Genomic DNA, 26,900 nt, shown 5'->3' with positions numbered 1-26,900 from the left:
CCCAAGCCCCCGACCCTCCGACCTCTGAGGCGACCCGCCATGACACCACCTCCCACCGGCTCGCACCGGCGTTCGCTCGCGCGGTCTCCACGACGACTGCCGCCTCCGCCCGGTCAGCCGCAGTCCCCGCGTCCGGGCAGAGCGCCCGCGCAGCGCTCGAACGCCGTCTGGCTTCCCGCCCTGGCGGTCCTCCTGCTCGGCGCCGCGGTGGTCGCGGTCGTCACCGGCGAGCTCCGGATCCCGGCGCTCGCCGCCGCGGCGGCCTGCGTGCTGATCGTCGCCCGCCTGCTCCCGCCGGCCGCCGCCCTGACGCTCGTCCTCGTCCTCTACGCGGTCGTCCCGTTCGACTACCTGGCGCTGCCCGCGCCGTTCCGGATCCTCAGTCCGATCATCGTCTTCGCGGCACTCCTGGCGATCGCGACCGGAGCTCCGCCACCGCCCTGGCTTCGCAGGACCCGGCTGGTGGCGCCGATCGCGTTCACGGTCTACGCACTGGTGATCCCCGTCCTCCGGCCGCAGGGGCAGATCGAGACGATCGCCTCCTGGACGGTCGTCGTCGTCATCGCGCTGATCGCCCTTCCGCTGTGGATGAGCGACCCCTCGGTCTTCCGGCCGCTGACCACCGCCCTCCTCCTCGTGTCGGTCGTCCTCGCGATCGTCGGGACGGTCGAGTTCACGACCCGGTCGAACCTGTACGCCGAGATCTTCGCCTCTGCTCCCTTACCGCTCACGCAGAAGTGGAGCGTGTACCGAATCCTGACGACGCTCGGGCACCCCCTGGTGAACGGCACCTTCTTCGCCTCGGTCGGGTCCCTCGCGTTCGGGCTGTTCCTCAAGGGCAGACGGCCGGGTGCCCTCCTCGGCTTCGCGGCCTGCTGCGCAGGCGTGCTGCTCTCCGGATCACGCAGCGCCGTGATCGCGATCGCGGTCGGCGTCCTGGTGGCGGGCGGCGTGACCGTCGTCCGCCTCACGGGCAGCCGGCTCGTCCGACTGATCCTCGCGTTCGCCCCTCTCCTCGTGATCGTGTCGACCGTGGGTGCGCAGGCCCTCGACCCCCGCTCCGAGACGGAGGAGGGCGCCCGGTCCGCGGACGTCCGCGACCTGGTCCTCCGGATCGGTCTGAAGGTGCTGCCGACGGAGTCGGGCGTCTTCGGCTCCGGCGGAGGACTGTCGGGCGTCGTCTTCGCGCAGAACGGCGGGGGGAACTACGTCCTCGAGAGCAGCCTGTGGCAGACGGTCTTCAGCTACGGGCTCATCGGCACGACGCTCCTGCTGGCCCACCTCCTGATCGTCCTGATCTGCTCGATCGCCCGGGGTGCCGTGGCCGGTCCCGCGATGCTGGTCGCCTACCTGGTGGCGGCGTCGGCCTTCAACCTCCTCGAGTCGGCGCCGGCCTCTCTGATCATCCCGGCGCTCGCCCTCCTGCTGACCATCGCGGAGGCCCGGTCGGAACCGGCACCGCCGCGCGCACTCCCACCCGTCCCTCCGCGCCGCGTCCGCCCCGGCGAGCGCTCCGCACGGAGCACGGACCCTCACGGCGCCAGCGGCGCAGGACGGGCGCGCCGGAGCAGCCGGACCGGCGACAAGCCGGGTCGTTCCGGCCGCGCCGCGCCAAGAGCCCCGGAGACCGCGCCGCACGCCGCAGTGCCGGCGAGCGTCTTGGTAGCGTCCCGCGAGCCGCTGGACATCCCGCCCCCGGCGGACACCGAGGAGTGCTGATGACATCGACGCGGCGCTGGCTGGTCGCCACCACGGAGTACGCGGGGCTGACGCCCTACACCGGCGGAATCGGGCGCGGCTTCGCCTCGCTGCTGCCGGCACTGGTGAGGGCGGGCGTCGAGGTCGACCTCGTCGTCCTCTGCTGCGACCCGCCTCTCGACGGCTTCGATCCCGAGGGCGTGCGGATCCTCGAGTACGTCCGTCTGCGCCGTCGGCCCGCCATCGGCCGGCTCCTGCAGCGGGCGCTCCACCTGCGCGCGCTCGTCCGCCGCACCCGCTACGACGCGATCTTCCTCGCCGAGTGGGAGGGCCTGGGCGCGCTGCTCCCGCGGCACGCCCCGCTCGTGACGAACCTCGCGACCGGCTACCGCATCGCGGACTGGATCGCGGGCGGGTCGGCGAGAGGGCGCACCCTCCGCACGCGCCTCCTGATCGGGCTCCAGAAACGCCTCGAGACCCGCCAGATGAGACGATCGCGCGGACTCGTCCCGATCTCCCGCGCGGTCCGGGACTGGTACTCGACGCGGATCCCCGAGCTTCCGCCCTCGATCGTCGTCCGCAACTGCATCGACGTTCCGATGGTGCAGCAGAGTGCGCGGTCCGGCGACCTCCCGGACGGCTGGCCGCCGGGCCCGGGTCCCGTGGTGCTCTTCCTCAGCCGCATCGAGCGGCGCAAGGGCGTCGAGACCGCGATGCAAGCCTTCGAGGCACTGGCCCGGACCCGTCCGGACGTCTCCTTCGTCTTCGCGGGAGCCTTCTGCTTCCTCGAGCCGACGGAGGCCGAGCTCCTCGGCACGGTCGCCGACGAGCACCGCGACAGGTTCACGTTCCTCGGCCACGTCGGTGGTGACGAGGTGTTCGCCGCGATCAGGGCCGCCACCGTCGTGACCTGTCCCTCGCGCTGGGAGGGCTTCGGGAACGCGGCGCTCGAGGTCAAGGCGGTGGGTACCCCGCTCGTCGCCACCACCGGCAGCGGCTTCGACGACTTCTGCGAGGACGGCGTGGATGCGCTGATGGTGCCTCGGGACGACCGCTCGGCGCTCAGCGAGGCGATCGGACGACTGCTCGACGAGCCGGAGCTCAGGGAGCGCCTCATCGATCGCGCTGCGCGCGGGATCCACGCCTTCACCGCGGACGCGGTGGCACCGGACCTGCTCGCGGCCGCCCGGCAGCTGCTCGAGGGCGACGGCCGGGCAATCGGCGGGGCGAGCGCCTCGAACGGGCACCGATGACCCGCCCGAGCACGGCGCGTCCCCGCTCGGTCACGATCGGCGTCCCGGTCCACGGGGTCTCCGCGTACGTCGAGCGCTGCCTCTCCTCGCTGTGGGCGCTCGCGCTGCCGACCGGATGCGCGGTGGAGGTGATCATCGTGGACGACGCGAGCCCCGACGACTCGATGGTGAAGGTCCGCGCGTCGATCGCGGACGCGCCTTCGTCGTTCTCGGTGCTGGTGGTGACGCACGAGTCGAATCTCGGGCTCGCCGAGGTGCGGAACACGATCCTCGAGCGCGCCTCCGGAGACGCCGTCTGGTTCGTCGACTCCGACGACCACGTCCATCGGGACATGCTCGCCGCGATGGTCGACGCGATGTCCGGTGAGGTGGACGTCGTCGTCACCGATCTCGTCGCCGTCGGCGAGTCGGGCGAGCGGCTCGCCGTCGGTGCGATGCCGTACACCGGGGACCGCCTCTGGACGGGATGCGACGCCGCGGTCGAGCTCTTCGAGTTCCGGCTCTGGGCCTTCCTCTGGAACAAGCTCGTCCGACGCGAGCTCTACGACGGCCTCCGCTTCCCCGGCTCCCGCTCCTACGAGGACACGGCGCTGATGGCCGTCCTGCTCGCGCGTGCGCGCACGGTCTCCTTCGTCGATCGCGAGCTCTACGTCTACTCCGTCCGCCCCGGCGCGATCACCGACGGCCTGCGGGTCGACCTCCTGGACCTCTCGAGGAACGTCCGTCACGCCGTGCGCCTGCTCGAGGCGGACTTCCCCCGACTCGCCGCGCACCCCTCGGTCAGCTCCTACACGGCGCGGGTCGCCCACCTGTCGGCGCTGCACCACGTCGCCGAGCACCCCTCCGCCGGCGACGTCGGCCGCACGATCGAGCGGGAAGTCTCGGCCGACGTCCGAGCGAGCGACGTCCTCCGCACCGCCCGCGACGGGCACCTCGCCGTCGCGGGCGCACTCGCCCTCATCGCCGTGTCGCCGAGCACCTACGTCGGTCTGCGCCGCCGGTCGACGATGACGTGCATCCTGCGCCACCTGCGCCGATTCCGGCGCGTCTGACGCGGTCCGAGCGGTGCTGCGCGCCAGTCCCCCGACGAACACGTCCCTCCGGGTCGACGCTCGGTCCCGCGCGAATAGCGTCCCCGCCATGCCAAGATCCCTCGCCGTCCTCGGCACGCGCGGCTACCCCAGCTACTACGGCGGCTTCGAGACTGCGGTCCGCCGGCTCGCCCCCCACCTCGTCGACGCGGGCTGGGACGTCACCGTCTACGGGCGCCCCGGAGCGACCGTCGACGACGCCGAGGGACGGGACCCGCGCGTCCGCACCGTGGTCACCTCCGGCTGGGACTCCCGGTCGCTGAGCACGCTGAGTCACGGGCTGAGCGCGACCCGCGACGCGGTGCGACGCGCCCCCGACGTCGCACTCGTCATGAACGCCGCGAACGGCCTCTTCCTCCCGCTGCTCGAGCGAGCCGGCATCCCCACCCTCGTCAACGTGGACGGCATGGAGTGGGAGCGGGAGAAGTGGGGGCCTCTCGCGCGATCCGTCTTCCGGAGGGGCGCGCGGATGACCGCGGCGCACGCCACCGAGCTCGCCTTCGACTCGCACGAGATCGCCCGGCGCTGGGGCGCCGACTTCCAGCGCGACGGCGTCTTCCTGCCGTACGGCGGCGACGTCCCGCCGGCCCTGCCCGTCGAGCCCGGGCTCCGGCACCGGTCGTACGCCCTCCTCGTCTCGCGGTTCGTTCCCGAGAACACCGTCGAGGAGTTCTTCGCCGCCGCGCCCGCGATCGCGTGCACCCACGACGTCGTCATCGTCGGCTCCACCGGCTGCGGCGGCGCACTGGATCAGCGGGCCGCTCGTCTGGCGGCGTCCCACGAGCGCATCCACCACCTCGGTCACCTCCGCGACGACGCCCGGCTCTTCTCGCTCTGGCAGCACGCCGGCGCCTACTTCCACGGTCACAGCGTCGGCGGCACCAACCCCGCGCTGGTCCAGGCCATGGCCTGCGGCGCTCCGACGGTCGCTCGCGACACCGTCTACAACCGGGAGGTGCTCGGGGAGGGCGGCGTCTTCGTCGCGCCGGACGCCCCGTCGATCGCCGCGGCGGTCCGGCGGATGCTCCTCTCCCCCGACGAGCAGTGCGCCGCGAGCGACGCGGCCCGCGAGCGCGCCCGCGAGCACTACACCTGGAAGGCCGTCTGCACCGCCTACGAGGAGACCCTCGCAGGGCTGGTGGACGGCGCCTCGGCACGGTCGCCACGTCCGCGCGCCCACCGCCGCCCGCTGGTGAGCCGGTGAGCGGGTCCGCCGGCCGGCGACGCCGTCCCCGCCTTCCGGCCGCGGCGTCCTGCCCGCGGACGATCCTGTTCCTCCATCCCTCCGACGAGACCTACGGCGCCGATCGGGTCCTCCTCGAGGCGCTGCGAGCGGTCCCCGAGGACGTGACGGCCGAGGTCTGGCTCCCGGACGACCTGGACTACCCCGCTCGCCCCCTCACCCGCCTGCTCGAGGAACGCGGGGCGACCGTGCGCCGCATGCCGCTGCCCGTCCTCAGGCGCGCCTACCTCCGCCCGCGCCACCTCCTCTCCTTCCTGCGGCGGACCGCAGCGACCGGCCGGGCGATCCGCGAGCTCGGTCCGGCGCTCGTCTACGTGAACACCGCCGCGCTCGCGCTCGTGCTGCCCGTCGCCCGCCTCCTCGGTGCACCGACCCTCCTTCATCTGCACGAGCACAGTCGAGGGATCGAGCGGTGGGTCCTCTGCCTGCTGTTCCGCTCGGCGGATCGCCTCGTCGTCGTGAGCCGAGCGGTCGCGGACACGCTGACCGCCTCGAACCGGAGACGGTCGACCGTCGTCCACAACGGATTCGAGAGCGCGCCGCCGGTCCCGCTCCCGCAAGGAGACGAACTCGTCTTCGTCCTGGCGAGCCGGTGGAACGCGTGGAAGGGCCACGAGCACTTCCTCCGGGTGTGGAGTCGCCTCGAGCGCCGGGACGTGCGGCTGATCGTCCTCGGCGGGCCTCCGGTCTGCGGGACCGGAGTGGACGTCCCCGGCATCGTGGCGGGCATGCGGAACGGCGAGTCCGTCGAGGTGCGCGGCGAGTGCGAGGACGTGCGGCGAGTGCTCGACGCGGCTCACGTCGTCGTCGTGCCGAGCACGTCGCCGGATCCCCTGCCGACGATCGCCCTGGAGGCCGCCGCAGCCGGACGAGCAGCCCTCGTCAGCCGCTCCGGCGGGCTCCCCGAGATCGTGCTGGACGGAGTGACCGGGCGCACTCTCGCTCCCGGCGCGGTGGAGGAGTGGGTCGCGGTCCTCGAGGGGCTGGATCGGGCTGCCGTCGAGTCGTTCGGCCGGGCCGCGCACGAGCACTCCAAGGCGGCGTTCTCGCGGACCGAGTTCGTGCGCCGCATCGGCGAGGAGCTCCGGGCGATGCTGCGATGACGCGGCCGAGACGTGCACTCGTCGTCGCGAGCCCGTACTCCGAGGGGGCGGCCAGGGCCCTGATCGCCGGCGCCGCGTCCCGCGGGGCTCTGGCCGCGGAGATCCTCCCGCGGACGAGGCTGGTCGCTCTCGCCGCGTCGCTCCCCCTCCCGTCCGCTGCAGCCCGCACGACCTTCGGGCGGCGGATGCGCGTCCTCCGGGACGGCTACGCCGCCTCCCGTCCCCACCGGGTCGAGCGGGTGTCGCATCTGGCCGAGATGGTGCTCCGCGCGGGTCTCCGGCTGCCCTGTCCCGGTCTCGCGCTGCGGGCGTCCTACCTCTCCAAGGTCCTCTTCGACCGGGCGGCGGCGGCTGTCGAGCTCCCCGAGGGCGCGGTCGTGCTGGGCTTCGCGGGCGCCTGCCTCGCGCTCTTCCGCGCCCACCCCGACGCCCGGCGGGTCCTCCACGCCGTCGACGCGCATCCGCGAGCGCACAACGGCGAGCTCCTCCGGCACTTCTCCCGCCGCCGGACCTGGGACGAGCGCTACCCCGGGCGACTCGTGCGCCGGATCGAGAAGGAGCTCAGGCTCGCCGACATCGTCCTCACCCCCTCGGCGCTCGTCTCGGAGCAGATGGCCCGGTACGGCGTCGATCGCGCGAAGATCGTGCAGATCCCCTACGGCGTGAGCCTGACGGGCTTCACCCCGGACGGACCGTCCGTCGATCGGGACCCCGAGCGGCGACGACTCGTCTGCGCGGCCCACCTCTCGCATCGCAAAGGGATCCCCCAGCTCCTGGACGCCGTTCGAGGGCTGCCGGTCGACCTCGTCCTGGCCGGCGGGGTCTTCGATCGGCGCCTCCTGCGCGGTGCCCCGCCGAACGTGATCGTCACCGGCCCGCTCTCCGCGGAGGAGCTCGCGCGGGAGTTCCGGGCCGCCGACGCCTTCGTCCTCCCGACGCTGGAGGACGCCTGCTCCCTGGTCGTCGCCGAAGCCGCGGCCTCCGGGCTCCCTGTCATCACGACCGACGCCAACGGCGCCTCCGCCCTTCTCGACCCGCTGCACAGCACGGTCCTGCCCGCGGGAGACGTCCGGGGGCTCCGAGACGTGCTCGGCCGGGTGCAGCCGCTCGATCGGGCGACCCGGCTGGCGATCGCGGACTCGGCGCGCGCCGCGGCGACGTCGATCACCGACTGGACCACCTACGCGGAGCGGGTGCTCGACGTCGTCCTCGCCGAAGAGGTGGCTCGGGGGGCGGATGGTCTGGCCGATCGCAGAACGCGACTCGGCCGGAACTGAGAGAATCTCCCGTAATAGCGAGAACCCCTCATTTTCTCGTGTACGGTGCTGTTCCTGTCCTCCTCGCTCGAGGCGGCGCCGCTCCCGGCGCCCGCCTCTCGCTCCCGCCCCTCACCGAAGAAGAGACCACCGCCATGCTCCGACGCCTCGACGGCACCGAACCCCGGGTCATCGCCGTGACCGTGACCACCGGAAAACGCACGGCCACACTCGCCCGCGTCGTCGAGGCGGCTCTGCAGGCCGGCGCCGACTCGGTGCACGTCGTCTTCAGCGGCAACGGCGGCCAGGAGCGCGTGCTGCGCGGACTGCTCCCGGCGGGCCTCGACGCCCGAGTCAGCTCCACGGTCCTTCCGAACGACCTCGGCACCGCCGGCGGCTTCCGGGCCGCGATCGAGCACTGCCGGACGCTGGAGCCGGACTACGCCTGGCTCCTCGAGGACGACACTGCGCCGCGGCCGGACGCGCTCGCCGTGCTGCTGACCTCTCCCCTGGCGCTCGATCCGCGGGCCTGCCACGCGAGTCTGCGCGAGACCGACTTCTACCAGTCCCAGCTCGTCACGGGTCGGCCCGCCGCCGAGGTGTTCCCGAGTCCCGGCCGGTTCCTGGACACCGACGTGCGCCGGCTGCTGAAGCGCGGCGCCGGAGGCCGGTGCGGGGCGCGCCCGCAGGAGCCGATCGTGGTTCCGATCGCGCCCTACGGCGGCCTGCTGGTCTCCCGGGCCGCGCTCGTCGGGGTGGAGCCGCCGCGTCAGGAGTTCGTGCTCCAGGGTGACGACCGGGAGTGGACGCGGCGGATCACGCGAGCCGGCTTCACGATCACCCTGCATCCCCTCAGCCGGATCGACGAGCTCGACCGGTGCCGGAGCGCGGCCGAGCGCGCGTCCGCGACCGACGTGCTCCTGCACTCCTCGAACTCCCGCGAGCTCTACCTCGCCGTCCGGAACCGGACCGCCCTCGACCTCGAGCTGGCCCGGACGGAGGGGCGCCGCGGCGGCAGCGTCTTCGCTCTGAACCGCGGAATCTACTGCGCCGCGCTGGCGGCCCGGGGCCTGCGATGGGGCCGGACCGCGACGACCCGCACGATCCTCCGCGGCGTCGTCGCGGGCAGCCGGGGGCGCTTCCTCTCGGCGCGCTGACGTGCCGCTGGCCCTCCCCGGGTCGGTCCGCTGATCCCCCGGACAGGGTGGTCAGCTCCCCGCGTCAGGCCGCTAGGAGGCCGAGTTCGACGAGCTCGTCGAGGAGCTGCTCGATCTCCGCCCGACGGCCGTCGGCGAGCACGTCGCCGAACTCGTCCGCGGCGCGCACCACCGCGTCGGCCCCTGCTCGCGAGCGCGCGTCCTGAGCGGAGAACCGCTCCCAGAGCAGCCGAGCCGACCCCTGCAGCACGACCGGCTGCGCGCTCGCGGGGGCACCGAGGGGCAGGAGGTAGAGGCCCTGCGGGGTCGCCATCGCCGCCACGCGGGCCCCCGTCGCGGACGGCCGGCCGGACGTCAGCGCGCCGTCGACGACCGGCACTGCCTCCGGAGCCGTCCGCTCGATGCCGGGCGTCGGCGCGGGAGCTCCGCCGACGGGACCGGTCCTCCCGGGCGCGAGTCTCGGAGCAGCGCTCGGGTCGGCTCCCACCTGAGAGGCGCGGCGCACGGCCACGAGGTCCTGGATCGCGGGCAGGAGCGCACGCGTCGCGGCGACGAAGCGCCGCGCACGGATCGCCAGTCGAGCGGCGGCGGTCGGTGGGAGCAGCGGGTGGTCGATCACGAGGTCCCGGCCGGTGGGGTGGAGCGCTCGCCGGAGCACGACGAGACGCTCCGCGAGCGTCGGCGCCTGGACGATCGCCAGCAGCCAGTCGGCCGTCCTGCTCGGCCGGCGCGTGCGCAGCCGCCAGAGCGCGTACTGGCGACTCGGCCGGGCGGGCAGCGCGACGGTCCTGCCGATCCGCGCGAGGAAGGGGGCGATCGGCTCCAGGCAGCCGAGCTCCGCGGCTCGAGCGACCACCGCCTCCTCCCGGCCCTGTGCCGCCACCACCGCGACGAGCTCCTCCAACTCCTCCTCGCTGCGCTGCTGATACGGCGAGCGCAGGCTGTGCAGGGCGGAGACCACGACGGACGTGTCGACGCCGATCGCCCGAACCGGAACGCCGGCGACGACGATCTCGCAGCGGGTCCGCCAGAGCACCTCGAAGGCGAGCTGCGGATCGACGAAGAAGCCGGGCCAGCTGATGTGCACGTCGATGTCACAGGGCCAGGAGGGGTGGAGGAGGGTGATCGAGTGGGTCACGAACGCGCGGTGCGCGGCGGATCCCGGCCGGACCGACCAGCCGCGCTCTCCGAGCAGGGTGAGCAGACGGTCGGCGTCGCCCGGGGCGACGAGGACGTCGGCGTCGCTGGAGGGGTGCGGGCGGCGGATCCGGTGCGCATCGGCGATCGGGCCCTTGAGGAACAGGGCGCGGATCCCCGCACCGCGGGCGAGGTCGTCCACCAGCGCGTGGACCAGGCCGACGGCGGCGGGGAGCGGGAGGTCGACGACGGGTCGCATGGTGGCTGCCTGTCCTCCTTCCTCCGGGACGCGGTTCCGCGCCGCAGGAAACCGTAGGAGCCGTCGGTCGGAGAACGGCCCCGGGGCGCGGCATCGCGGGTCCGCGTGCGCGGGACGTCGCCCGGGCCAGGTGGGCCGCTCGCGGCCGGTGGGCGCCGAGGTGCCGTCCGGGCGTCCGCTCGTGGTGCGGTAACGTCCCTGCTGGAAGCCCCTGTCCCCCTCCCTCCCACTCACAGCAGGAGCACTCGTGCGAATCCTCGTCACCGGCGGAGCCGGCTTCATCGGCAGCAACTTCGTCCACCTGACCCTCCGCGAGCGCCCCGACGCGCGGATCACCGTGCTGGACAAGCTGACCTACGCGGGCAACCGCGCCTCCCTCGCCCCGGTCGCCGACCTGATCACGTTCGTCGAGGGCGACATCGCCGACGCCGAGCTGGTCGACCGCCTGGTCGCCGACGCGGACCTGGTCGTGCACTTCGCCGCGGAGTCGCACAACGACAACTCGCTGAACGACCCGACGCCGTTCCTCGAGACCAACATCATCGGCACCTTCACGCTGCTGCAGGCGGTGCGGAAGCACGACGTCCGCTACCACCACATCTCGACCGACGAGGTCTACGGCGACCTCGAGCTCGACGAGCCGGCGAAGTTCACGGAGCAGACGCCGTACAACCCCTCCAGCCCCTACTCCTCGACGAAGGCCGGCAGCGACCTGCTGGTGCGCGCGTGGGTCCGCTCCTTCGGCGTGAAGGCCACGATCTCGAACTGCTCGAACAACTACGGGCCGTACCAGCACGTCGAGAAGTTCATCCCCCGGCAGATCACGAACGTCATCGACGGCGTCCGGCCGAAGCTCTACGGCGCCGGCGAGAACGTCCGCGACTGGATCCACGTCGACGACCACAACAGCGGCGTCTGGGCGATCATCGAGCGCGGCGCGCTCGGCGAGACCTACCTGATCGGCGCGGACGGCGAGAAGAACAACCTCGAGGTGATCGGACTGATCCTGACGGAGTTCGGCCAGGACGCCGACGCCTTCGACCACGTCACCGACCGGCCCGGCCACGACCTCCGCTACGCGATCGACTCCACGCGCCTGCGCACGGAGCTGGGCTGGGTGCCGCGCTACACGGACTTCGAGTCGGGTCTTGCGGCGACCGTGCAGTGGTACCGCGAGAACGAGGACTGGTGGCGTCCGCAGAAGGCGGCGACCGAGGCGAAGTACTCGGCGGCTGCGAGCTGAGCCGCGGCTCACCCACTGCAGGTTATCTCCGAAGGCGAGCGCCGATCGGGCCAGCTCTGCGCCCGTTTCACGCGCTCTCGGAGATCAGCCCTGCCTCAAGGAGGACCTCGAGTGTCTCGGCGCTCACGGATGCCACCTCGTCCTCCAGTCGATCCGGGTACGCTTCGGCCAAGCATGCATGAAGCGCGGGCCGATCCTGGGGCACTTCGAGGGCGGTGAAGATGACGGCCGCTGGTCCACTAAGGGCGAGCGGCCGAAGTCGATGAGGGCCCGCAAATGACAGGACGTAAACATCGCCACCGCGCTCGAGGATGGTTGCCAGGCCTCCGGATCGCCAGATCATCGGTCGACCTCCCGCTCTCGATGTCGACGCTCAGCCGTCTAGAATCACTGCCGTGACCGGCGCCGCAATTTTACCATCCTCTGTAGCGACGCGTTTCGCTCATGTCCTCTGCCATCGCCTCGCCCAGGAGAACGGCGTGAGACTGCTGTCCATCAAAGGACCTGTAGCGATGGCGGAGGGCCTTCGCCCCCCTTACACACCGAGCGACGCTGACGTTCTGGTGGATCCGAATGACGCCGACCGGTTCGTGGAAATTCTCGGCGCTCTAGGCTGGCGCGCCCGTCCATCCGAAGGATTGCCTCGACTTCTCGAGGAGCACTCCGTCACGCTGATCAACGACAGATGGCCATGCGACATCGATGTGCATCGCCGTTTTCCAGGGTTCCTCGCGGCCGACGATCAGGTCTTCGATCTGATGTGGAACGACCGATCGGCCATCGATATCGCCGGCGTCGCCTGCGACGCACCGCCGACCGAGGCGAACTGGGCTATCGCTGTCCTGCACGTCTACCGCGACGGTTGGAAAAGCGATCAGAGCGCGAGTGACGGCTTGATCGAATTCGCCCGCCGACGGTTCGCCCGCGAGAGTCTTGCCGGCCTGGTCTCCTGGGTGAAGGCGAGCGGAGCAATGGCGACCCTCGAGCCAGCCATGACAGCACTGGGCGTGTACGACGCTTCATGCGCGGTCGACTCTGTTGCGCTAGCACGCTGGCGAATCAGACGCGAGGCGGGACTGAGCCCCGCGCTTCCGCTCATCGTGGAGCTCGCGGAAGGCCGTCTTCTCAGCGCGGCAACACTCTGCTGGAAAATGCTGACGGCCTCGTCACATCGACGACACAAGGGCGAGAGCCCAGACCGACGACCACTAGTCCTGAGAGTCGTCCGCACTCTACCCGCCCTTCCCAGATGGGTGAAGCTGGTCAGACGGTCACTCCGCACCGGTCCGGAGTGAGCGCTCGTTGGCATGTGCCGTCTTGGGCGGATCGGAGTGGCGTCCTGTAAGGAGGTCCTTGGCCAGCAACCGGGCAAGCTTGAGCGGTTCTACGAGGTAACGGCCGGCGAGCCTGCGAGGATCGTGGACCAAACGGAAGGCCCATTCGATGCCAGCTGCGCCCATCCACCTTGGCGCGAGAGCCTGTACGCCACCGAGGTAGTCGAGGCAGCCTCCGACATTTGCGAAGGCTGCTTGCGGAGCTTGAGAGCGGTACTTCATCACCCAGCGCTCTTGCTGGGGCATACCCATACCGACGAGCACGAGATCTGCTTGCGCCAGAGCCTCTGAGAGGGTGATGGGAGTACCTGCGCCCCGGTACTGCCCTTCGAAGCCGTCGAATGCGTGCCAGACGAGGCGCTTCGCTCCGCTCTCGACGGCGGCACTCGCGGCAGCGGACGCTTCGGGAGTCCCGCCCACCGCCACAATCGTGAGCGGCTGGTCGTACTCGATCAGGGGGAAGAGCCAGTCAGTGCTGCCGATCCGGTGGGCAGGAGTCAGATTCGAGCGACCGAGCCCACGCGCAAGAGCGAGAACAGGCCAGCCGTCGATCAAAACCGTCTCCGCCTCATCGCAGTAACGCTTAAATTGCTCATCCGTGCGGTAGAGAAACAGGCCGTGCAGATTCATGTTGCCAATGATCCGACCGCGATGAGAGCCGCGCACGATCTCCTCGACCATCTCGTCAGCTGTCCGAGCATCGACCGTCCCCAGGCCGAAGGGAAGTCGGGTCCGCGGTGTTTTCTCCGTCATACAGCAGTCCGGACGGCGGAGAGCACGGTCTCGACACGCCGACCCCACGAGTGCTGCGCCCACACCTCGAGCTGCTTCTCAGCAGCCCTCTGCGCAAGCTCCGGCAGAGAGGCGATCGAGCGAGCTAGCACGGTGCCGAGATCCTCCGGCCCGATCGGGTCGTAGCAGACGACAGGGAAGCCATCGCGTTCAAGGGCGGCGGTGACCTCGTGACGACTCGCAATGACGGGCTTCCCCGCCGCCAGATACTCCCAGAGTTTAAGTGGTGAGAAGTAGCTGCCGTTGGTGCTCGAGTGACCGGCGAAGCAGAGATCGACGTCGGAAAGGAAGCGTGGGACATCATCCGGGTGTACGCGACCTCGGAAGGTGACCCGGTGCTCGATTCCCAGCTCCCGCACCTGGCGTTCGAGAGCAACTCGCTCCGGACCGTCGCCCGCAATGTCGACTTCAACCGACTCGATTCCTTCGGTCGTCAGCAGTGCTAGCAACGAGGACACGTTCTGCCAGGGGTAAAGGGTTCCCAGGAAGCCGACACGGCACGTCGTCGTCCTCGCAGGGTCGACTCGACCGTGAACGGTGTGGTCGACGCCGTTCGCAACCACCAGAAGACGCTGCCGATCGATCCCGTAGTGGAGGACGAGTTGGTCAGCGAGGGCCTGCGTGACCGCGACGATCTTGTCCGCCCGACGCAGAGTACGCTTCTCCATCCACTCGGCCAGCCAGCGGCTCGTTGTAGCGCGACGCTCACTTGTCGCTTCGAGGGCGAGCAGTGCGTTGACCTCGAGGACCCATGGGGCTCCCGTCAGCTGCCGGGCAGTCGAGCCGAGCTCCTGGAAGAGTGCGTACCGCTCGTAGATGAAGTCGACGTCCTCGTGGTCAGAGCGCTTCTTCAGACGGCGCTGCGAACGAAAACGCGAGACGAGGCGGAACGCATCGGCGGCGAGCAAGGAGAGGGCATTCGACGTCATCCTGCCCTCCGACCCTTGACCGTGAACGGATTCCGGCATTGAATCACCAACAATGAAGCGCTCAACGTGAACTCCGTGCTGCTCAAAACCTCGAATGACTCCGAGAATATGTGACCGGGGTCCGAGACTCTCCGTGGATGCTTTGGTCGATAGGCGCGGTGCACCGGACAGGTACATTGCTTTCACGGGGCGATGCTCTCCAGACGATTCGTTCCACGGTATCACCGCGGTTGCGGGGCTCCTGAGGGCGAGGGGGGCCCGTTCGGGTGTCATGCGCACGAGGTCGTCTCACGTCTCGTTGCGAACCCGTCGGATTCGCTTCCTCGCCGAGTTTCGAGTATTACATAGGTACTGGACGCGAGCAGGACCTTCGAATCCGAGGGATCACCAGCAAACCGGCAGGTGTCGGAGAATGGAAGTGAAAACGGCGTGAGTTCCTCACGAGACGAAGAGCCGCACATTTCCGTACTCCTTTCGGTGGCGCCACCGGACGGCACTACGCGCTTTGTCGATCAAGTCACCCGTCACGCACCGCCGAACATCCATTTCCAATTTTTTTCCTGGCGGATTGCTCTCTTCGGCCGCTGGGACGTTTTCCACGTACACTGGCCCGAATTTCTCATCCGCGGCCGGACTACCGCGGTCGAAGCGATTCGAACGATCCTTTTTATGCTCTTTCTCCTTAGGCTCTTGTCTACACGTAAGAAAGTTGTTCGAACTCTCCACAATATTACGCCGCACAAGGCGGGGAGCGGCTTAGAATCGTTTTTACTCCGACTTCTGGACAAGCGGACAAACGTCTTCGTTCGACTCAACAACGAAACCCCAATACCGTCCGACGCGCCGTCCGTGCACATTCCGCACGGTCATTATCGCGATGTCCTCAACTCAGCGGCCCGACGCCCACCGATTGGCGGGCGACTGCTCTACTTTGGACGCATCGAGTCGTACAAGAATGTCGAGAGGCTCGTTCGTGTCTTCGGGCACCTCTCGCAGGCCGACCTGGAGTTGAGGGTCGTCGGCAAGGGATCCGCTGAGCTTCAAGAACGGATCGTCAACGCCTCGAGTGGCGACGATCGGGTTTCCATCCGATTCGGCTTCGTTCCCGACGACGACATGGTGGCCGAAATGACTGCGGCACAGCTCATCGTGCTTCCTTACACGGAGATGCACAACTCAGGGATCGTGCTCGTCGCGCTCTCGCTCGACCGACCCGTTCTGGTGCCGAAGACGCCGGCGAATGCGCTGCTCGCCGACGAGGTCGGAAAGCACTGGATCCGCTTGTTCGACGGCGAGCTGAACGAGGCCGACCTCCTCGAGGCCCTCGAGGCGACAACGGCTCTCCCCGCGAGTGGTCCGGAGCTCAGCGGTAGAGACTGGGATACTGTCGCCACCTCCTACGCGAAGGCCTACCGCTTCGCGCTCGGCCCTGGAACGCCTCGCTCCCCCACGTCCGGAAAGTCCAAATGACCATCAGGATCTTCGTCAACCCGAGCGGCCAGAAGGACAATCTCGGCGATTCGATTCTTCGACGCGCCTACCTCAACGCTCTCCGTCGTCACGGTGAGCTTCATGTCTTCGCAGGCACTCACTCCGAGTATGTTTCAGGACTCGGTCTGAGACCCGAAGACATCGTCTACAGGTCTCGACGCTCTTGGCTGGTCGCGGCACTTCACGGGAACCCCGCCAAGGAGAAGACCTCCTTCGCGATGAACGCCGGCGAGTGGGTGCTCGATCGACGATTCCTCGTAAATTCACTCTGGCAGTCATTGCTCCTACTGCGTTGTCGCATCAGCCGTGGGCGATCCGTTGCGTTGGGCATCGCGGTTCGGCGCAACCAGAACCGGCCTGCTCGGTCCTACTTCCAGACTATGCTCCGCCTCGTCGCGACCGTGAGTTGGCGAGATCCCGAAAGCGGAGCCGACTTCGGTCTTGGCACGGTGGCGCCGGACTGGGCCTTTGCTCTCGGCTCGGCCTCGGAGGATTTCCGCGCCCTTGGGGAGCGTGGCTCAATCGCTGTGGTTCTGCGCGGCGACCGCCCAGCCCCCGGTTCTGCGTGGATCGGAGCAGTCAGAGCACTGGCAGACGAGCACTCGTGCAGAGTCGTTGTCGTCAATCAAATGCGCGAGGACGAGGCGCGCTGCGAAGAGCTCGCGAAGGCACTTGACGGCGAAGTCCTGGCTTGGGCGCCCGGCATCCCGCATTCCGCTCAGGAGGAGCGCGTCCGATCCGTGTATCGCGATTCAGTGGCGGTGGTGAGCGACCGCATCCATGCCCTGATTCTGGGTGTGACAGAAGGTGCCGTCCCCATCGGCTTCACAACAGGAGACCCTGAGAAGGTGCGACGGACCTTCGCCGCCCTCACCGATCTTCCCGTGGCTTTCGCGGAAGCCGATGTCGATGACCTCGACGACGCCTTGAAGCGTTCGCGAGACCTGATCGGAGCTCACCGAAGCGTGGTCCAGAACCTTGCGGACGGAAGACGCCGCCTTGACGAGCTGGGGAAAAATCTCTCGCTAGGGTGACGCTTCTAACGCCCTGCCCACCGCTGCACGTCGGACTTATTCAGCGCGGACGGCACCTGCGTTAGCGGTGTCGCATCCTCCGGATCGTCGACCACAGCAGTCGGGCGTCCCGACGATACGGCGAGACCGCGACGACAACCGCGAGAACGACAAGTAGATCGAGGCCACCGACGGTGATGAGCTGCGCGATCGCCGTCCAGGAATCCAGGAACATCAACGCGAGTACTGATACCAAGACCACGATCACACCTAGCAGCAGGGGGCGGAGCGCCTGCACTGCAAGGGCCCTAACGTCAACCCCAGCCTTCGGAATCGCGAACACGGTGAGGACCACCCAGTTCAAGATGAGACCGGCGGTGCTGCCGATCGCAACCCCCACCGGACCCCAGATGACCCCTACCGCCATGAAGGCCACCATGAGCGAACGGGACAGCACACTGAAGCGCAATTGAAGACCGGTGAGTGCCTTTGCGAGGAATACCCAGTAGTAAACGAACCCGAGAGCTTGGAACACACCGCCGATAGCGAGGATGCGGAAGATCACCTTCGATTGGTCCCAGCCGTCGCCAAGCGCGATCTCGATGAGCGGATCGGCGAGCGCCGCCGCCACGAAGAAGACTCCGCCCATTGTGTACGCGAGGACGAGCTGGGCTCGCTGGACATAACTTTCGAAGCCGGGTTCGTCCTTCATTCGTGACAGCACGGGGAACGCCACCCGGGTCATCGGAGCAGCGATCTGCTGAAGCGGCATTCGAAAGATTTGGTACGCCCGGTCGTAAACGCCGAGGGCGCCTGCGCCCCAGACCCGGCCGATGAGCACGCTGTCGGCGTTCCCGCTGATGTAATTCACCAGCTGCACCCCGACCGTATTCGCGCCGAAGCTGAGAAATGAACGCATTCCGTCGGTTCGCCTCGGCAGCCCGGGTAGCCATCGAGCGCCGATGACGAGGACCACGAGGGTCGTCGCAGCGACGAGCACCTGCTGCGCTACAAGCGCCCAATAGCCCGCACCCGTCAGCGCGAGGAGAACGGCGGCCGACGAGCCGACGAGCTGCGCGCTGACATCGGACGCGGCGAGCCAACGGAAACGGAACGACCGCGAGACCTCAGCTTTGAATTGAGCCGTGATCGAGTTCACTAGGAACACAGACGCAAGCACCTGGCAGACCAGAACGAGCTCACTGCGCCCGTAGAAAGCCGCGATTGGATACGCAAGCAGGAAGACAACGCCGCTGAGGACGGAGCCAAGCGCGACATTGATCCAGAAAAGATTGCTTCGCTGAACGTCGGAAACGTCAGTCGATTGAATGGAGGCCATCGAGAGTCCGAAGTCACCAAGCAGCGTCGCGACCCCCGCGATGGCTAGAACCATCGAGATGACTCCGTAGTCGTCCGGCGACAGTAATCGCGCGAGCACCGCCAGCGCGACGAGTTGCAGCAGGAAGCGTAGCCACTGACCACCGAGCGTCGTCGCTGCCCCACGGGCAGCGTCGCCGGCGATCGTCACCGGCTGACCTGCTTTGCCCGTCCCCATAGATCGCGGGGGAACGAGGCAAGCAGCGGCGTAGGATCCCAATCCAAAGGAGGTTCGCCGCCCATCGCTATCGCTTGAGCGGCCGTGGCCGCCGGCGCGAACGACGACCGCCCTGATCCCTCGTAGTAGTCGCGGTACTTGAATTCAGGTTCACTATCCGAGACCACCAGGCGGGCAGGAATTCCCAGTGATTCCGCGATCACGACGGCATGCAGTGACGAGCCGACGACGAGGTCGCTCGCGGCTATTGCTCTAATGACGTCGCGGACTGGCTGCGTGGGCTCGACGAGCCCGTCCTCCACCGCCGGGACGGTGCCGACTGCGCGCATCCGCCGAAGATCGTTCAGGTTTGGGATGATCGTGACAGGTCGCGCTTGAACGTCTCCACGCAACTCCTCCCGTGTCCACAAGGCCCCTATGAGCAGACCGGGGTCTCCGTAGATCTCCGGGGCCGTGATTCCGCGGCGAGCAAGGAAGTCACGCGTAAGCGGACCCCTCACCGCGCGGACATCGAGGTTTGTGAACTCGAATCGGTCCTTCAGCGACTTCCCGTTCGCGCCAACTCCCCAGAGCGTGTCGCCTTCGCGTGCAAGCCTCAAGATCGACCCGACGGCGAGCAGCCTTCGCGGTTCGACCGCGGATGATGAGTCGATCCCTTCGCGCTTCAGCATGCGCGCGACGATCATCGGACCCAGCAGATCGCCGAAGTTGTCGACTCGCCGCCGAAACGGGAGGAAGCGAGCCCACGGGGATTCACTGATCGGTCTGCGCGGATTCCAATGGACCACTTCGATCTTCGGCACCTAAAGCTGTTCCCCTCGGGATCCACAAGTCATGATTCGGTAGACGCATCTATACTAGATCCCAGGTGAGGCCACATTCGGCCACTTTCTCGCGACGCCTCACCGCCGTCGCCGATGTACTCCGGAGAAGATCCCATCTCGAATCATCGATCAGTCACAGCACCCCCGAACGGGCGCTACCGCACGCGACCCTCCGCAGGGAAGGTCCCCGCCACGCAGCGCAACGCCCGCCGCCCGATGGTCGTTGGCTTGCTTCTCGGCATCTCGGCAGCGGTGGTCGGAGTGCAGATCAACTCTCTTGGCCCGTTCCAGGGCTTGAGTATTGTCTTTCTCGCCTTGGCTTTCGTCACAGCAATTCTCTGGAACGATCGCGCTCCACTTCTTCGACTTCGTCTCACATCTCTCGATTATGCTTTTGTGGCTCTTCTCGTCATTTGGACGGTCATTGAGTTCGTCAATAGTTCAGAGTTGGAACACCGCCCTTATCTGGGCGTCATCCTCACGGTCGGATTTGGTTACACAGCATCTATTCCGGTGAGAATGGTGATTCGTGGAAAGATCGATCTTTCTCCATTCCTCCGAGGTTTTGCCCTTCCAGGTGTGGCTGTCTCGGCAATTGCTTTGGCGCAACTGCTACGAGTACCCGGCGTCAACGCTTTACTCGTCGAATTCACCAGCTCAGGAGGACTTGCCGATCGACTGGCAAGCGGTTGGGACATCCGAGGTACCTCCACCATCGGACACTGGACCGCTTTAGGTGGTTATCTCGCCTGTGTGATCGCCGCGACGTGCGTCGACCTGCTGATAAGCCGGAGTGGAACTCGGCTCGCGGGCTGGCCCATCATCGTGCTCGCCATCCTCTTCGCCGGCTCCATCACCACGCTGACCTTCGCGGTGGTCGGTACAGCTGCGCTCATCATCGCTCTAACGGCCCTGCGACTGAGGGCTCGTCCATCATTGGTCATCTCGAGCGCAGGTGTCGTCTTCGCTGGCTGGTTCTTCTTCGGCAACAGCATCACCGAACGTCTCGCACAGCAGTCCGGTCAATCCGAGTACGTCGTCGCTCAATATGCGTGGCTGCCACAGACGATCGGGTACCGCATGAACATTTGGGTCACCGAGACGATCCCTGCGATTGAGGAGCGCCAGCTCTTCGGGTGGGGTGCGCAGGTCTACGCTGCGGCGCTCAAGGGGTGGCCGGTCCGCCCGCAGTCGCTCATCTGGGTCTCACCGGAATCGGAATGGATGCGCACCCTGACCGCGAGCGGGATGACGGGTCTAGTGATCGAGATCGTCCTACTAGTTGCGGCCTTCAGCGCGCTCTGGCGGTCGCGACGAACGCTCGGTGCTGCCATCGTCTCTCCCGTCGTCGTCCTGCTGACGTCGCTGGTTGTCATCTCGACGATTCACAGCCACTTCTCCAACCCTGGTGTCCCCCTCGCCCTTTGGCCTCTCGTGTTCGCGATCGCTACCGCTGCCTTGCGGACACAACGACAAGATGAGGGCCCGCCGATCGACACTGCTGTCTCCAATGATCGATCTCGGCGAAGCGGACGAACCCTCGCGCGGCCGCCGGTCCGCCGCGTCAGGCGATGACGCAGGAGGACCGATTCCGTGCTGCCGATCAGGGTGCTTCTCGCCAAACAGCGCCGTCCCAGAACAGGAGAAGCTGCCCACCAGGCTCAAGGACGAGATCTTGACCTGTGGTCAGAGCCACGTTGCCGGCCGAACCCTGCTTCACGGTCACAGGTCTCGTTCCGGAATGTAGGAAGTGCAGGCGCTGACCGAAGATCGTCGAGACAGGCAAGGCCGCCATCGTCAAGGTGTTTGAGGCCGTGATCCGCACCATGATGACCGGGTCCGGCGAGACAGCCAATCGCTGCTGTGTCGCAAGTACCTCGTTGTTACCCCAGGTGTACACAGCCGAGGAGGCGATCTCAGTGCTTCCGTTGGCCGGCGCATCGCAGCGCCACTCCACAGACGAACCGCCGGCTAGGTTCTCTCCCGGCATGTATCTGAAGGGATAGGTGAATCGCACGTTCCTCGCACGAACCTGATGAGTTGGGCCGCTGAAGGCACCCCATGTGCGAGCAACCACATCGGCGGTGCTTCGGACTTCCAGGCCATCGATCTCGGTCCTCTGCAAACCTGGATCGGCGCCGGTCGTCGTGCCTGCCGCAATCGGTCGGGGCGTCCCGGAGGTATTCGCCTCGAAGTCGAGGATCGTGTCGCGCAGACGAAGGAGGCTGTTCTCTGCGTAGACGCCGTGGTAGTCGCCGCTTCCGGGATTGGACTCGCCGGCCCGGAAGACCCCGCCGCTGAGGACTACAGAGGCGTTGTAGCTCAGGAGAAGGGCACCGGACCGTTCCGCGTAGACGTCGGAGATCGTGACTGTCGGCGCGGGGTCGTAGAGGCCTGCCCGGGGATGGCCGGTCGGTCTCCGCGCCACTCTCACCGCCGCACCTCGAGCGTCGAAAACCCGCAGACCATTGATCTGATGCGATCGCGAGTCTCCGCCCTTGACCTCGTCTTGCACAATGACACCGTTCTCGACGAATCGAGCTGTGCAATCGACAACCCGGTGCCCGATCCCACGTAGCTGGAATCCGCTTTGACCCTGGCTACCCTGCCCCACGCCGGACGTCGCGTTGCAGGCAATGAATGTCACACCTTCAGAGCAGTGGTGAGTGTCGAATGCGCTCGATGTCGTCATCAGTGCATTCACGCCCGACACGACCGTTCCGTAGGTCCGGCCGTACCCCGAGATCTCGCTGTTGGCTGCCACACGGTTCGTATCGTCCGAGTAGGCGTGCCGCACGTGCGAGTAGACGCCGCGTTCAACTTGACCGAAGCTACTTCCGACATCCGAGACTCCATAGCCGAGTATGGACGCGCCGGCATCATCAGTCGCGAATCGGACGACAGCGTCTTCGACGAGGTAGCCGTAACAGGAGGAGAAGCGGAACACCGGTCCCGAGGCGCGTGGAACGGTGACTGATCGTAGCTGCGGGTACTTGAGTCGCGAGAAATAGAGGAGCGGGTTGTTCGATGCGCCGACTCTCGCGTCCGAGACCTGAAGCGTCCCACCTTCAAGGGAGAAGGTCTGATCGGAGATTGCAGCGACTCGGATGTTGCTTGTGTACTGCTCGCGGAGCGGTCCGCCGAGTACGACGTTAGAGCCGTTCACCGAGCGCACGACCGCAAACTCCCCAATACGCGACTCGACCGAGCCGTCTCCCGGGCGTCGCTCTGGGATCACATCGTCCGACACTACTTTCACGACGGTACCCGCCGCCCATCCTGGGGGCGCCTCCATCATCAGCTGTGAGACCGAGGATGCCCCCGACGGACTGACCCGCGTCACTCCGCTCACGGCATAGACAGTGCCATAGCTCCCGGAGACGGAGAAGATCGGCGCTGCAGTGGTCGCGGTGAGGGTCGCACCCCAGGCGCTGACCCGCATCGACTTCGTGAGACGAGGATAGAGCGCGGTACCAACCAGATAGGTCCCCGTGGGGATGACCAAGACGCCCCCCTCAGGAGTCGCGTTGATTGCGAGCTGCAAGCCCGCACTCGAGTCCTTTGCACCAGTAGCATCGATCCCCGCAAAACGCGCGGCCGAGGCAACGACCGCGACGCGGTCCATCTCACCTTGGGAGATCGTGACGGCCGCCTCTGCCTCAGGTGCAGCAGCAACGCTCACCCCTCCGGCAAGCCCGAGCGCAGCGAAGGAGAGGATACTTCGCCGCCCTGGGGTCCCAAAACCGCCGCGTAGAGATTCGCCGAGCGCCGTGTCTGCCATCTTGAGGCCTTCCCCCTGCCGAGGGCCGCCATGTGCAAACCTCGTGACCAAGAGTTTCGACTCCTCCGGGATCGCGGCGGCCGCACTGAGGAATCTTGACCTGTTTTTGCCCCCCTGGAGAGGGGTAGATTCCGCCTCGGCCAGAATGCGCGAGCGGCTGAGTAGTCAACGTGAGAGGTGTTTTTCAATCACTGCGCTCTGTGAGCGCGCATCGTCGATCTCATCGCCGTTTCCGCAATATGCCATCAGCCACCCGCAGGAGCTCTTCCGCGTCGAAGCGAAGTACGTTATGTCCATGCCGTAAGCATCTGCGAGCGCGTAGAATTTCTCACCGAGAGAACTCCACGACGATCTGTCATCCCTCGAGATGTCCAGGCTCTCGTCACTTGGCCAGCCAACCTCGCCGATCGAACAGTGCACGTCGTACCGACGGCACCAAGTCCCGAACTCTGTCAGCGCGGCGAGAAAGGCCTCGTCTGCAGCGGATGCCGCGGTGTTGGGGCGGAGGGCCGTTCCGGTACCGCCGGGGTAGAAGTGCTGCGAGTACACGACACGGTCGAGTGTATCGCTGATCCATGGGCCCCCCGGAGCGATCTGCGCCACACCGCCAGTCGCCGCCTCCTTCATCCCCTCGACCCACAGAGTATGCGTGTCGCCGTTTGCCCTGATCGCGTCGACGACCGCTTGCGTATAATTCCGGTAGGTTTCAGCGCTCACCATCGATAGTCGTACCTCATTGAAGATGTCGTAGGCGGCCACGACGTGATCATTCCTGAATTTATCCGAAAGTTTCCGCCAGATCTCCTGCGCCTGCGACTTGGAGATTCCGTTCCCGAACCACACGGTCCCGGAGGGGAATTCACCCTGACTGGAAGGGTAGGTGCCGTTATTGTGCAGATCAAGCACCACACGCATGCCCGCTGCCCCTACCGACGCGATTTCCGTCCGCAGCACATGGACAGCAGACGGATCGAGCCCTCGGGACAATGCCTCGTCAGTAGACTCGCCAGCTCTCTGCGGTTGGAGGAAGCTCCACGGAACTGCAAGCCGCACGAGAGCGACTCCTCGAGCAGCGAGGAAGGAATAGCTCGACGCCGGATTGCGCGCCGTGCAATCGACGCCGACACTCACACGGGACTGCAGATCGAAAACATTGACTCCGCGCAGATATTTTCGATCGCCGAGGTACTCCACCTCCGCTGGAGAGGTCGTCGTCGACGGCGCAACCTGCGCAGGCGACTGTGAGACCGAGGCGGAAGGAGAAGTGCACGCGGTTGAGTGAGGCGAGGTCCCCGATTGCTGCGCAACATCTAGCTCGGCCACAACAACCACGACCACGATCAGTAGTGCGAGAAGAACGGCTGTAACCCTCGTTCGCTGCCGCCACCGCCGATGGGCCCTGGGCCCAGGGTGCTCATTGTCGATGCCGACCTCCCGCATCCGATCACTCTCGTGTCCGTGGATCCGGCCACGGTAGCAGGGCAGTCAGACCCATTCTGTCGTCCCGCCCCTGCTGCTAGCGAGACGCCTTCAGCGCACCGCCACCGTCGACCGATCGCGCCCGGTCAGATCCCGCTGCGTGGTCGCCCCGCGCCAGCCGTCCGCCGTCAGCAGCGCGCGGATCTCCGCCCCCTGCAGCTCGCCGTGCTCGATGACGAGCACTCCGCCGGCCCGCAGCAGTCGCAGCGCCGTCCGCGAGAGCGAACGCACGACGTCGAGACCGTCCTCGCCGCCGTAGAGCGCGGCCGGCGGGTCGTAGCGCTGCACCTCGACGTCGCGCGGGATCGCCGCCGACGGGATGTACGGCGGGTTGGAGACGACGACGGAGACCGTGCCGTCGAGCTCGGGCAGCGCGTCCGCGAGGTCGACGAAGACGATGCGGGCGTTCTCGAGGCCCAGGCGGTCGCGGTTGCCGCGCGCCCAGAGGAAGGCGTCCACGGAGTTCTCGACGCCGATCACCCGCGCGTGCGGGACCTCGTGCGCGAGCGCGAGTGCCAGAGCTCCGCTACCGGTGCCGAGGTCGACGGCGATGGGCGACTCGTCGGGAACGGCACGGAGGGCGTCGATGGCGAGCTGCGCCACTCCCTCCGTCTCGGGCCGCGGCACGAAGACCCCGGGACCGACCGCGAGCTCGAGCGAGCGGAAGGGCGCGACGCCGGTGATGTGCTGGAGCGGCTCGCGCGAGGCCCGGCGCTCGATCGCGTGATCGTAGGCGTCGCGGGTCGTCTCGTCGAGCGGGAGACCGGTGATCAGCCGCGCCTGGAGCGTCCCGCGGCCGAGGCCGAGCAGGTGGCCGAGCAGCAGCTCGGCGTCGACGTCCGGGGTGGGCACGCGCGCCGCGGTCAGGCGGGCGACGGCGTCCGCGAGGAGCGCACGCGCGTCGAGGTCCATCGTCACCGCGCTCACGACTCGTCGGAGCCGATGTCGGCCAGGCGGGCCTCCTCGTCGAACTGGATCGCGCTCTCGACCACGGGGTCGAGCGCTCCGTTCATCACGCCGTCGAGGTTGTAGGCCTTGTAGCCGGTGCGGTGGTCGGCGATGCGGTTCTCGGGGAAGTTGTAGGTGCGGATGCGCTCCGAACGGTCCATCGTGCGGATCTGCGTCTTGCGCGCGTCCGAGGCGGCGGCGGCGATCTCCTCCTGCTGGCGCGCGAGGATGCGGGCGCGCAGGACGCGCATGCCGGCCTCGCGGTTCTGCAGCTGGCTCTTCTCGTTCTGCATCGAGACGACGATGCCGGTCGGGAGGTGGGTGATCCGCACCGCGGAGTCGGTGGTGTTGACCGACTGGCCGCCGGGGCCGGAGGAGCGGTAGACGTCGATCTTGAGGTCGTTCTGGTTGATCGCGACCTCCTCCGGGGCGTCGACCTCGGGGAAGACGAGCACGCCGGTCGTCGAGGTGTGGATGCGGCCCTGCGACTCCGTCACGGGGACGCGCTGCACACGGTGCACGCCGCCCTCGTACTTCAGGTGCGCCCAGACGCCCTGCGACGGGTCGGTCGCGTTGCTCTTGATGGCGACCTGGACGTTCTTGTAGCCGCCGAGGTCGGACTCGTCGCGGTCGAGGATCTCGGTCTTCCAGCCCTTCGCCTCGGCGTAGTGCAGGTACATCCGGAGCAGGTCCGCTGCGAACAGCGCACTCTCGGCGCCGCCCTCGCCGCCCTTGATCTCCATGATCACGTCGCGGCCGTCGTCGGGGTCGCGCGGGATGAGCAGGCGGCGCAGCTTCTCCTGCGCGACGCGCAGGGACTCCTCGAGCTCCGGCACCTCCTCGGCGAAGGCGTCGTCCTCGCGGGCGAGCTCGCGCGCGGCCTCGAGGTCCTCGCCGGCCTGGATCCAGGCGGCGTGCGCCGACTTGATCTGGTTCAGCTCGGCGTAGCGGCGGTTGACCTTCTTCGCCCGCGCGGCGTCGGCGTGCAGGGCGGGGTCGGACAGCTGCGTCTGGAGGTCCTCGTGCTCGGCGAGGAGGACGCTGACGGATTCGAACATGGGTTCCTGGTTTCCGGGTGGTGGTGGAGGGGTGGGTCTCGATACGCCCGCTGCGGGGGCTGCTCGACCAGCATGGACGGCCCGCTTGGTGGGCTGCTCGACCGGCAGCACATGCTGGTCGAGCAGGTGCCGCAGGCACCGTATCGAGACCGACGTGCTCGGCGGGGCGGGTCTCGATACGCCCGCTGCGCGGGCTACTCGACCAGCCTGAGCGGCCCGCTTCGCAGGCTGAATGAAGAACAGGGCGGCCCGCACT

21 protein-coding genes are annotated in these 26,900 nt (G+C 67.7%); 12 read left to right on the top strand and 9 right to left on the bottom strand.

Annotated features, from left to right (window positions below):
- Positions 1-39: 39 nt before the first annotated feature.
- The 7 genes from EDF22_RS05150 (at position 40) to EDF22_RS05120 (ending at position 8,801) form a co-directional block, all read left to right on the top strand.
- Complete coding sequence (locus EDF22_RS05150) at positions 40-1,719, top strand: O-antigen ligase (protein ID WP_148059115.1); 1,680 nt, start codon at positions 40-42, stop codon at positions 1,717-1,719.
- Positions 1,719-2,951, top strand: a complete 1,233-nt coding sequence (locus tag EDF22_RS05145; protein WP_123702891.1) for a glycosyltransferase family 4 protein — start codon at positions 1,719-1,721, stop codon at positions 2,949-2,951. Before EDF22_RS05150 ends, EDF22_RS05145 begins: the two co-directional genes overlap by 1 nt.
- Positions 2,948-4,003, top strand: coding sequence for a glycosyltransferase family 2 protein (locus tag EDF22_RS05140; RefSeq protein ID WP_123702889.1), 1,056 nt, complete (start codon positions 2,948-2,950; stop codon positions 4,001-4,003). The genes EDF22_RS05145 and EDF22_RS05140 overlap by 4 nt, the downstream gene beginning before the upstream one ends.
- 88 nt (positions 4,004-4,091) lie before the next feature.
- On the top strand, positions 4,092-5,246 hold the full coding sequence (locus EDF22_RS05135) for a glycosyltransferase (RefSeq protein WP_123702887.1): 1,155 nt from the start codon (positions 4,092-4,094) through the stop codon (positions 5,244-5,246).
- A complete protein-coding gene (locus tag EDF22_RS05130; protein WP_123702885.1) occupies positions 5,243-6,388 on the top strand; it encodes a glycosyltransferase family 4 protein in 1,146 nt (381 codons plus the stop codon). The genes EDF22_RS05135 and EDF22_RS05130 overlap by 4 nt, the downstream gene beginning before the upstream one ends.
- Complete coding sequence (locus tag EDF22_RS05125) at positions 6,385-7,665, top strand: glycosyltransferase family 4 protein (RefSeq protein ID WP_123702883.1); 1,281 nt, start codon at positions 6,385-6,387, stop codon at positions 7,663-7,665. Before EDF22_RS05130 ends, EDF22_RS05125 begins: the two co-directional genes overlap by 4 nt.
- A 134-nt stretch (positions 7,666-7,799) precedes the next feature.
- Positions 7,800-8,801 (top strand): glycosyltransferase, encoded by a 1,002-nt coding sequence (locus tag EDF22_RS05120; RefSeq protein WP_123702881.1) that lies wholly within the window; start codon positions 7,800-7,802, stop codon positions 8,799-8,801.
- Positions 8,802-8,865: 64 nt separating this feature from the next.
- On the opposite strand, the gene EDF22_RS05115 is transcribed toward EDF22_RS05120, so the two are convergent.
- Positions 8,866-10,197, bottom strand: a complete 1,332-nt coding sequence (locus tag EDF22_RS05115) for a nucleotidyltransferase family protein (RefSeq protein WP_185038747.1) — start codon at positions 10,195-10,197, stop codon at positions 8,866-8,868.
- A gap of 247 nt (positions 10,198-10,444) precedes the next feature.
- Between EDF22_RS05115 and rfbB the strand changes: the two genes are divergently transcribed.
- Both rfbB and EDF22_RS05105 read left to right on the top strand, forming a co-directional pair.
- On the top strand, positions 10,445-11,440 hold the full coding sequence (gene rfbB, locus EDF22_RS05110; RefSeq protein WP_123702878.1) for a dTDP-glucose 4,6-dehydratase: 996 nt from the start codon (positions 10,445-10,447) through the stop codon (positions 11,438-11,440).
- Positions 11,441-11,835: 395 nt separating this feature from the next.
- Positions 11,836-12,735, top strand: a complete 900-nt coding sequence (locus EDF22_RS05105) for a nucleotidyltransferase family protein (protein ID WP_185038745.1) — start codon at positions 11,836-11,838, stop codon at positions 12,733-12,735.
- Here the strand turns inward: EDF22_RS05105 and EDF22_RS05100 are convergent.
- Both EDF22_RS05100 and EDF22_RS05095 read right to left on the bottom strand, forming a co-directional pair.
- Complete coding sequence (locus tag EDF22_RS05100; protein ID WP_185038743.1) at positions 12,712-13,455, bottom strand: WecB/TagA/CpsF family glycosyltransferase; 744 nt, start codon at positions 13,453-13,455, stop codon at positions 12,712-12,714. The two genes, EDF22_RS05105 and EDF22_RS05100, sit on opposite strands and share 24 nt — an antisense overlap.
- 68 nt (positions 13,456-13,523) lie before the next feature.
- The gene (locus tag EDF22_RS05095) at positions 13,524-14,672 is read right to left on the bottom strand and encodes a glycosyltransferase (RefSeq protein WP_260303390.1); all 1,149 of its coding nucleotides are present in this window, start codon (positions 14,670-14,672) and stop codon (positions 13,524-13,526) included.
- 225 nt (positions 14,673-14,897) lie between these two features.
- Between EDF22_RS05095 and EDF22_RS05090 the strand changes: the two genes are divergently transcribed.
- Both EDF22_RS05090 and EDF22_RS05085 read left to right on the top strand, forming a co-directional pair.
- Positions 14,898-15,965 carry a glycosyltransferase gene (locus EDF22_RS05090; protein ID WP_148059113.1) on the top strand — a complete coding sequence of 356 codons (1,068 nt, stop codon included), beginning with the start codon at positions 14,898-14,900 and terminating at the stop codon, positions 15,963-15,965.
- Positions 15,962-17,020, top strand: a complete 1,059-nt coding sequence (locus tag EDF22_RS05085; protein ID WP_123702868.1) for a polysaccharide pyruvyl transferase family protein — start codon at positions 15,962-15,964, stop codon at positions 17,018-17,020. Before EDF22_RS05090 ends, EDF22_RS05085 begins: the two co-directional genes overlap by 4 nt.
- A gap of 61 nt (positions 17,021-17,081) precedes the next feature.
- Here EDF22_RS05085 and EDF22_RS05080 read toward each other — a convergent pair whose 3' ends face one another.
- Complete coding sequence (locus EDF22_RS05080; RefSeq protein WP_185038739.1) at positions 17,082-18,527, bottom strand: lipopolysaccharide biosynthesis protein; 1,446 nt, start codon at positions 18,525-18,527, stop codon at positions 17,082-17,084.
- The gene (locus tag EDF22_RS05075) at positions 18,524-19,240 is read right to left on the bottom strand and encodes a polysaccharide pyruvyl transferase family protein (RefSeq protein WP_123702864.1); all 717 of its coding nucleotides are present in this window, start codon (positions 19,238-19,240) and stop codon (positions 18,524-18,526) included. Before EDF22_RS05075 ends, EDF22_RS05080 begins: the two co-directional genes overlap by 4 nt.
- 399 nt (positions 19,241-19,639) lie before the next feature.
- On the opposite strand from EDF22_RS05075, the gene EDF22_RS20405 reads away from it, so the two are divergent.
- Positions 19,640-20,953, top strand: a complete 1,314-nt coding sequence (locus tag EDF22_RS20405; protein WP_148059112.1) for an O-antigen ligase — start codon at positions 19,640-19,642, stop codon at positions 20,951-20,953.
- A 28-nt stretch (positions 20,954-20,981) separates the two neighbouring features.
- Here EDF22_RS20405 and EDF22_RS20400 read toward each other — a convergent pair whose 3' ends face one another.
- The 4 genes from EDF22_RS20400 to prfA form a co-directional block, all read right to left on the bottom strand.
- On the bottom strand, positions 20,982-23,159 hold the full coding sequence (locus EDF22_RS20400) for a hypothetical protein (protein WP_148059111.1): 2,178 nt from the start codon (positions 23,157-23,159) through the stop codon (positions 20,982-20,984).
- Positions 23,160-23,324: 165 nt separating this feature from the next.
- The gene (locus EDF22_RS05065; protein WP_185038737.1) at positions 23,325-24,353 is read right to left on the bottom strand and encodes a glycoside hydrolase family 5 protein; all 1,029 of its coding nucleotides are present in this window, start codon (positions 24,351-24,353) and stop codon (positions 23,325-23,327) included.
- Positions 24,354-24,689: 336 nt separating this feature from the next.
- Positions 24,690-25,550 (bottom strand): peptide chain release factor N(5)-glutamine methyltransferase, encoded by an 861-nt coding sequence (gene prmC, locus EDF22_RS05060; protein WP_123704727.1) that lies wholly within the window; start codon positions 25,548-25,550, stop codon positions 24,690-24,692.
- A gap of 11 nt (positions 25,551-25,561) precedes the next feature.
- Positions 25,562-26,644 carry a peptide chain release factor 1 gene (gene prfA, locus EDF22_RS05055; RefSeq protein ID WP_123445476.1) on the bottom strand — a complete coding sequence of 361 codons (1,083 nt, stop codon included), beginning with the start codon at positions 26,642-26,644 and terminating at the stop codon, positions 25,562-25,564.
- Between the last annotated feature and the right edge of the window lie 256 nt (positions 26,645-26,900).

Origin of the sequence: Rathayibacter sp. PhB127 (assembly GCF_003751665.1) — a bacterium.
In the GTDB taxonomy this organism is placed as follows: Bacteria; Actinomycetota; Actinomycetes; order Actinomycetales; family Microbacteriaceae; genus Rathayibacter; species Rathayibacter festucae.
This window is presented reverse-complemented; position numbering and strand designations above follow the sequence as displayed.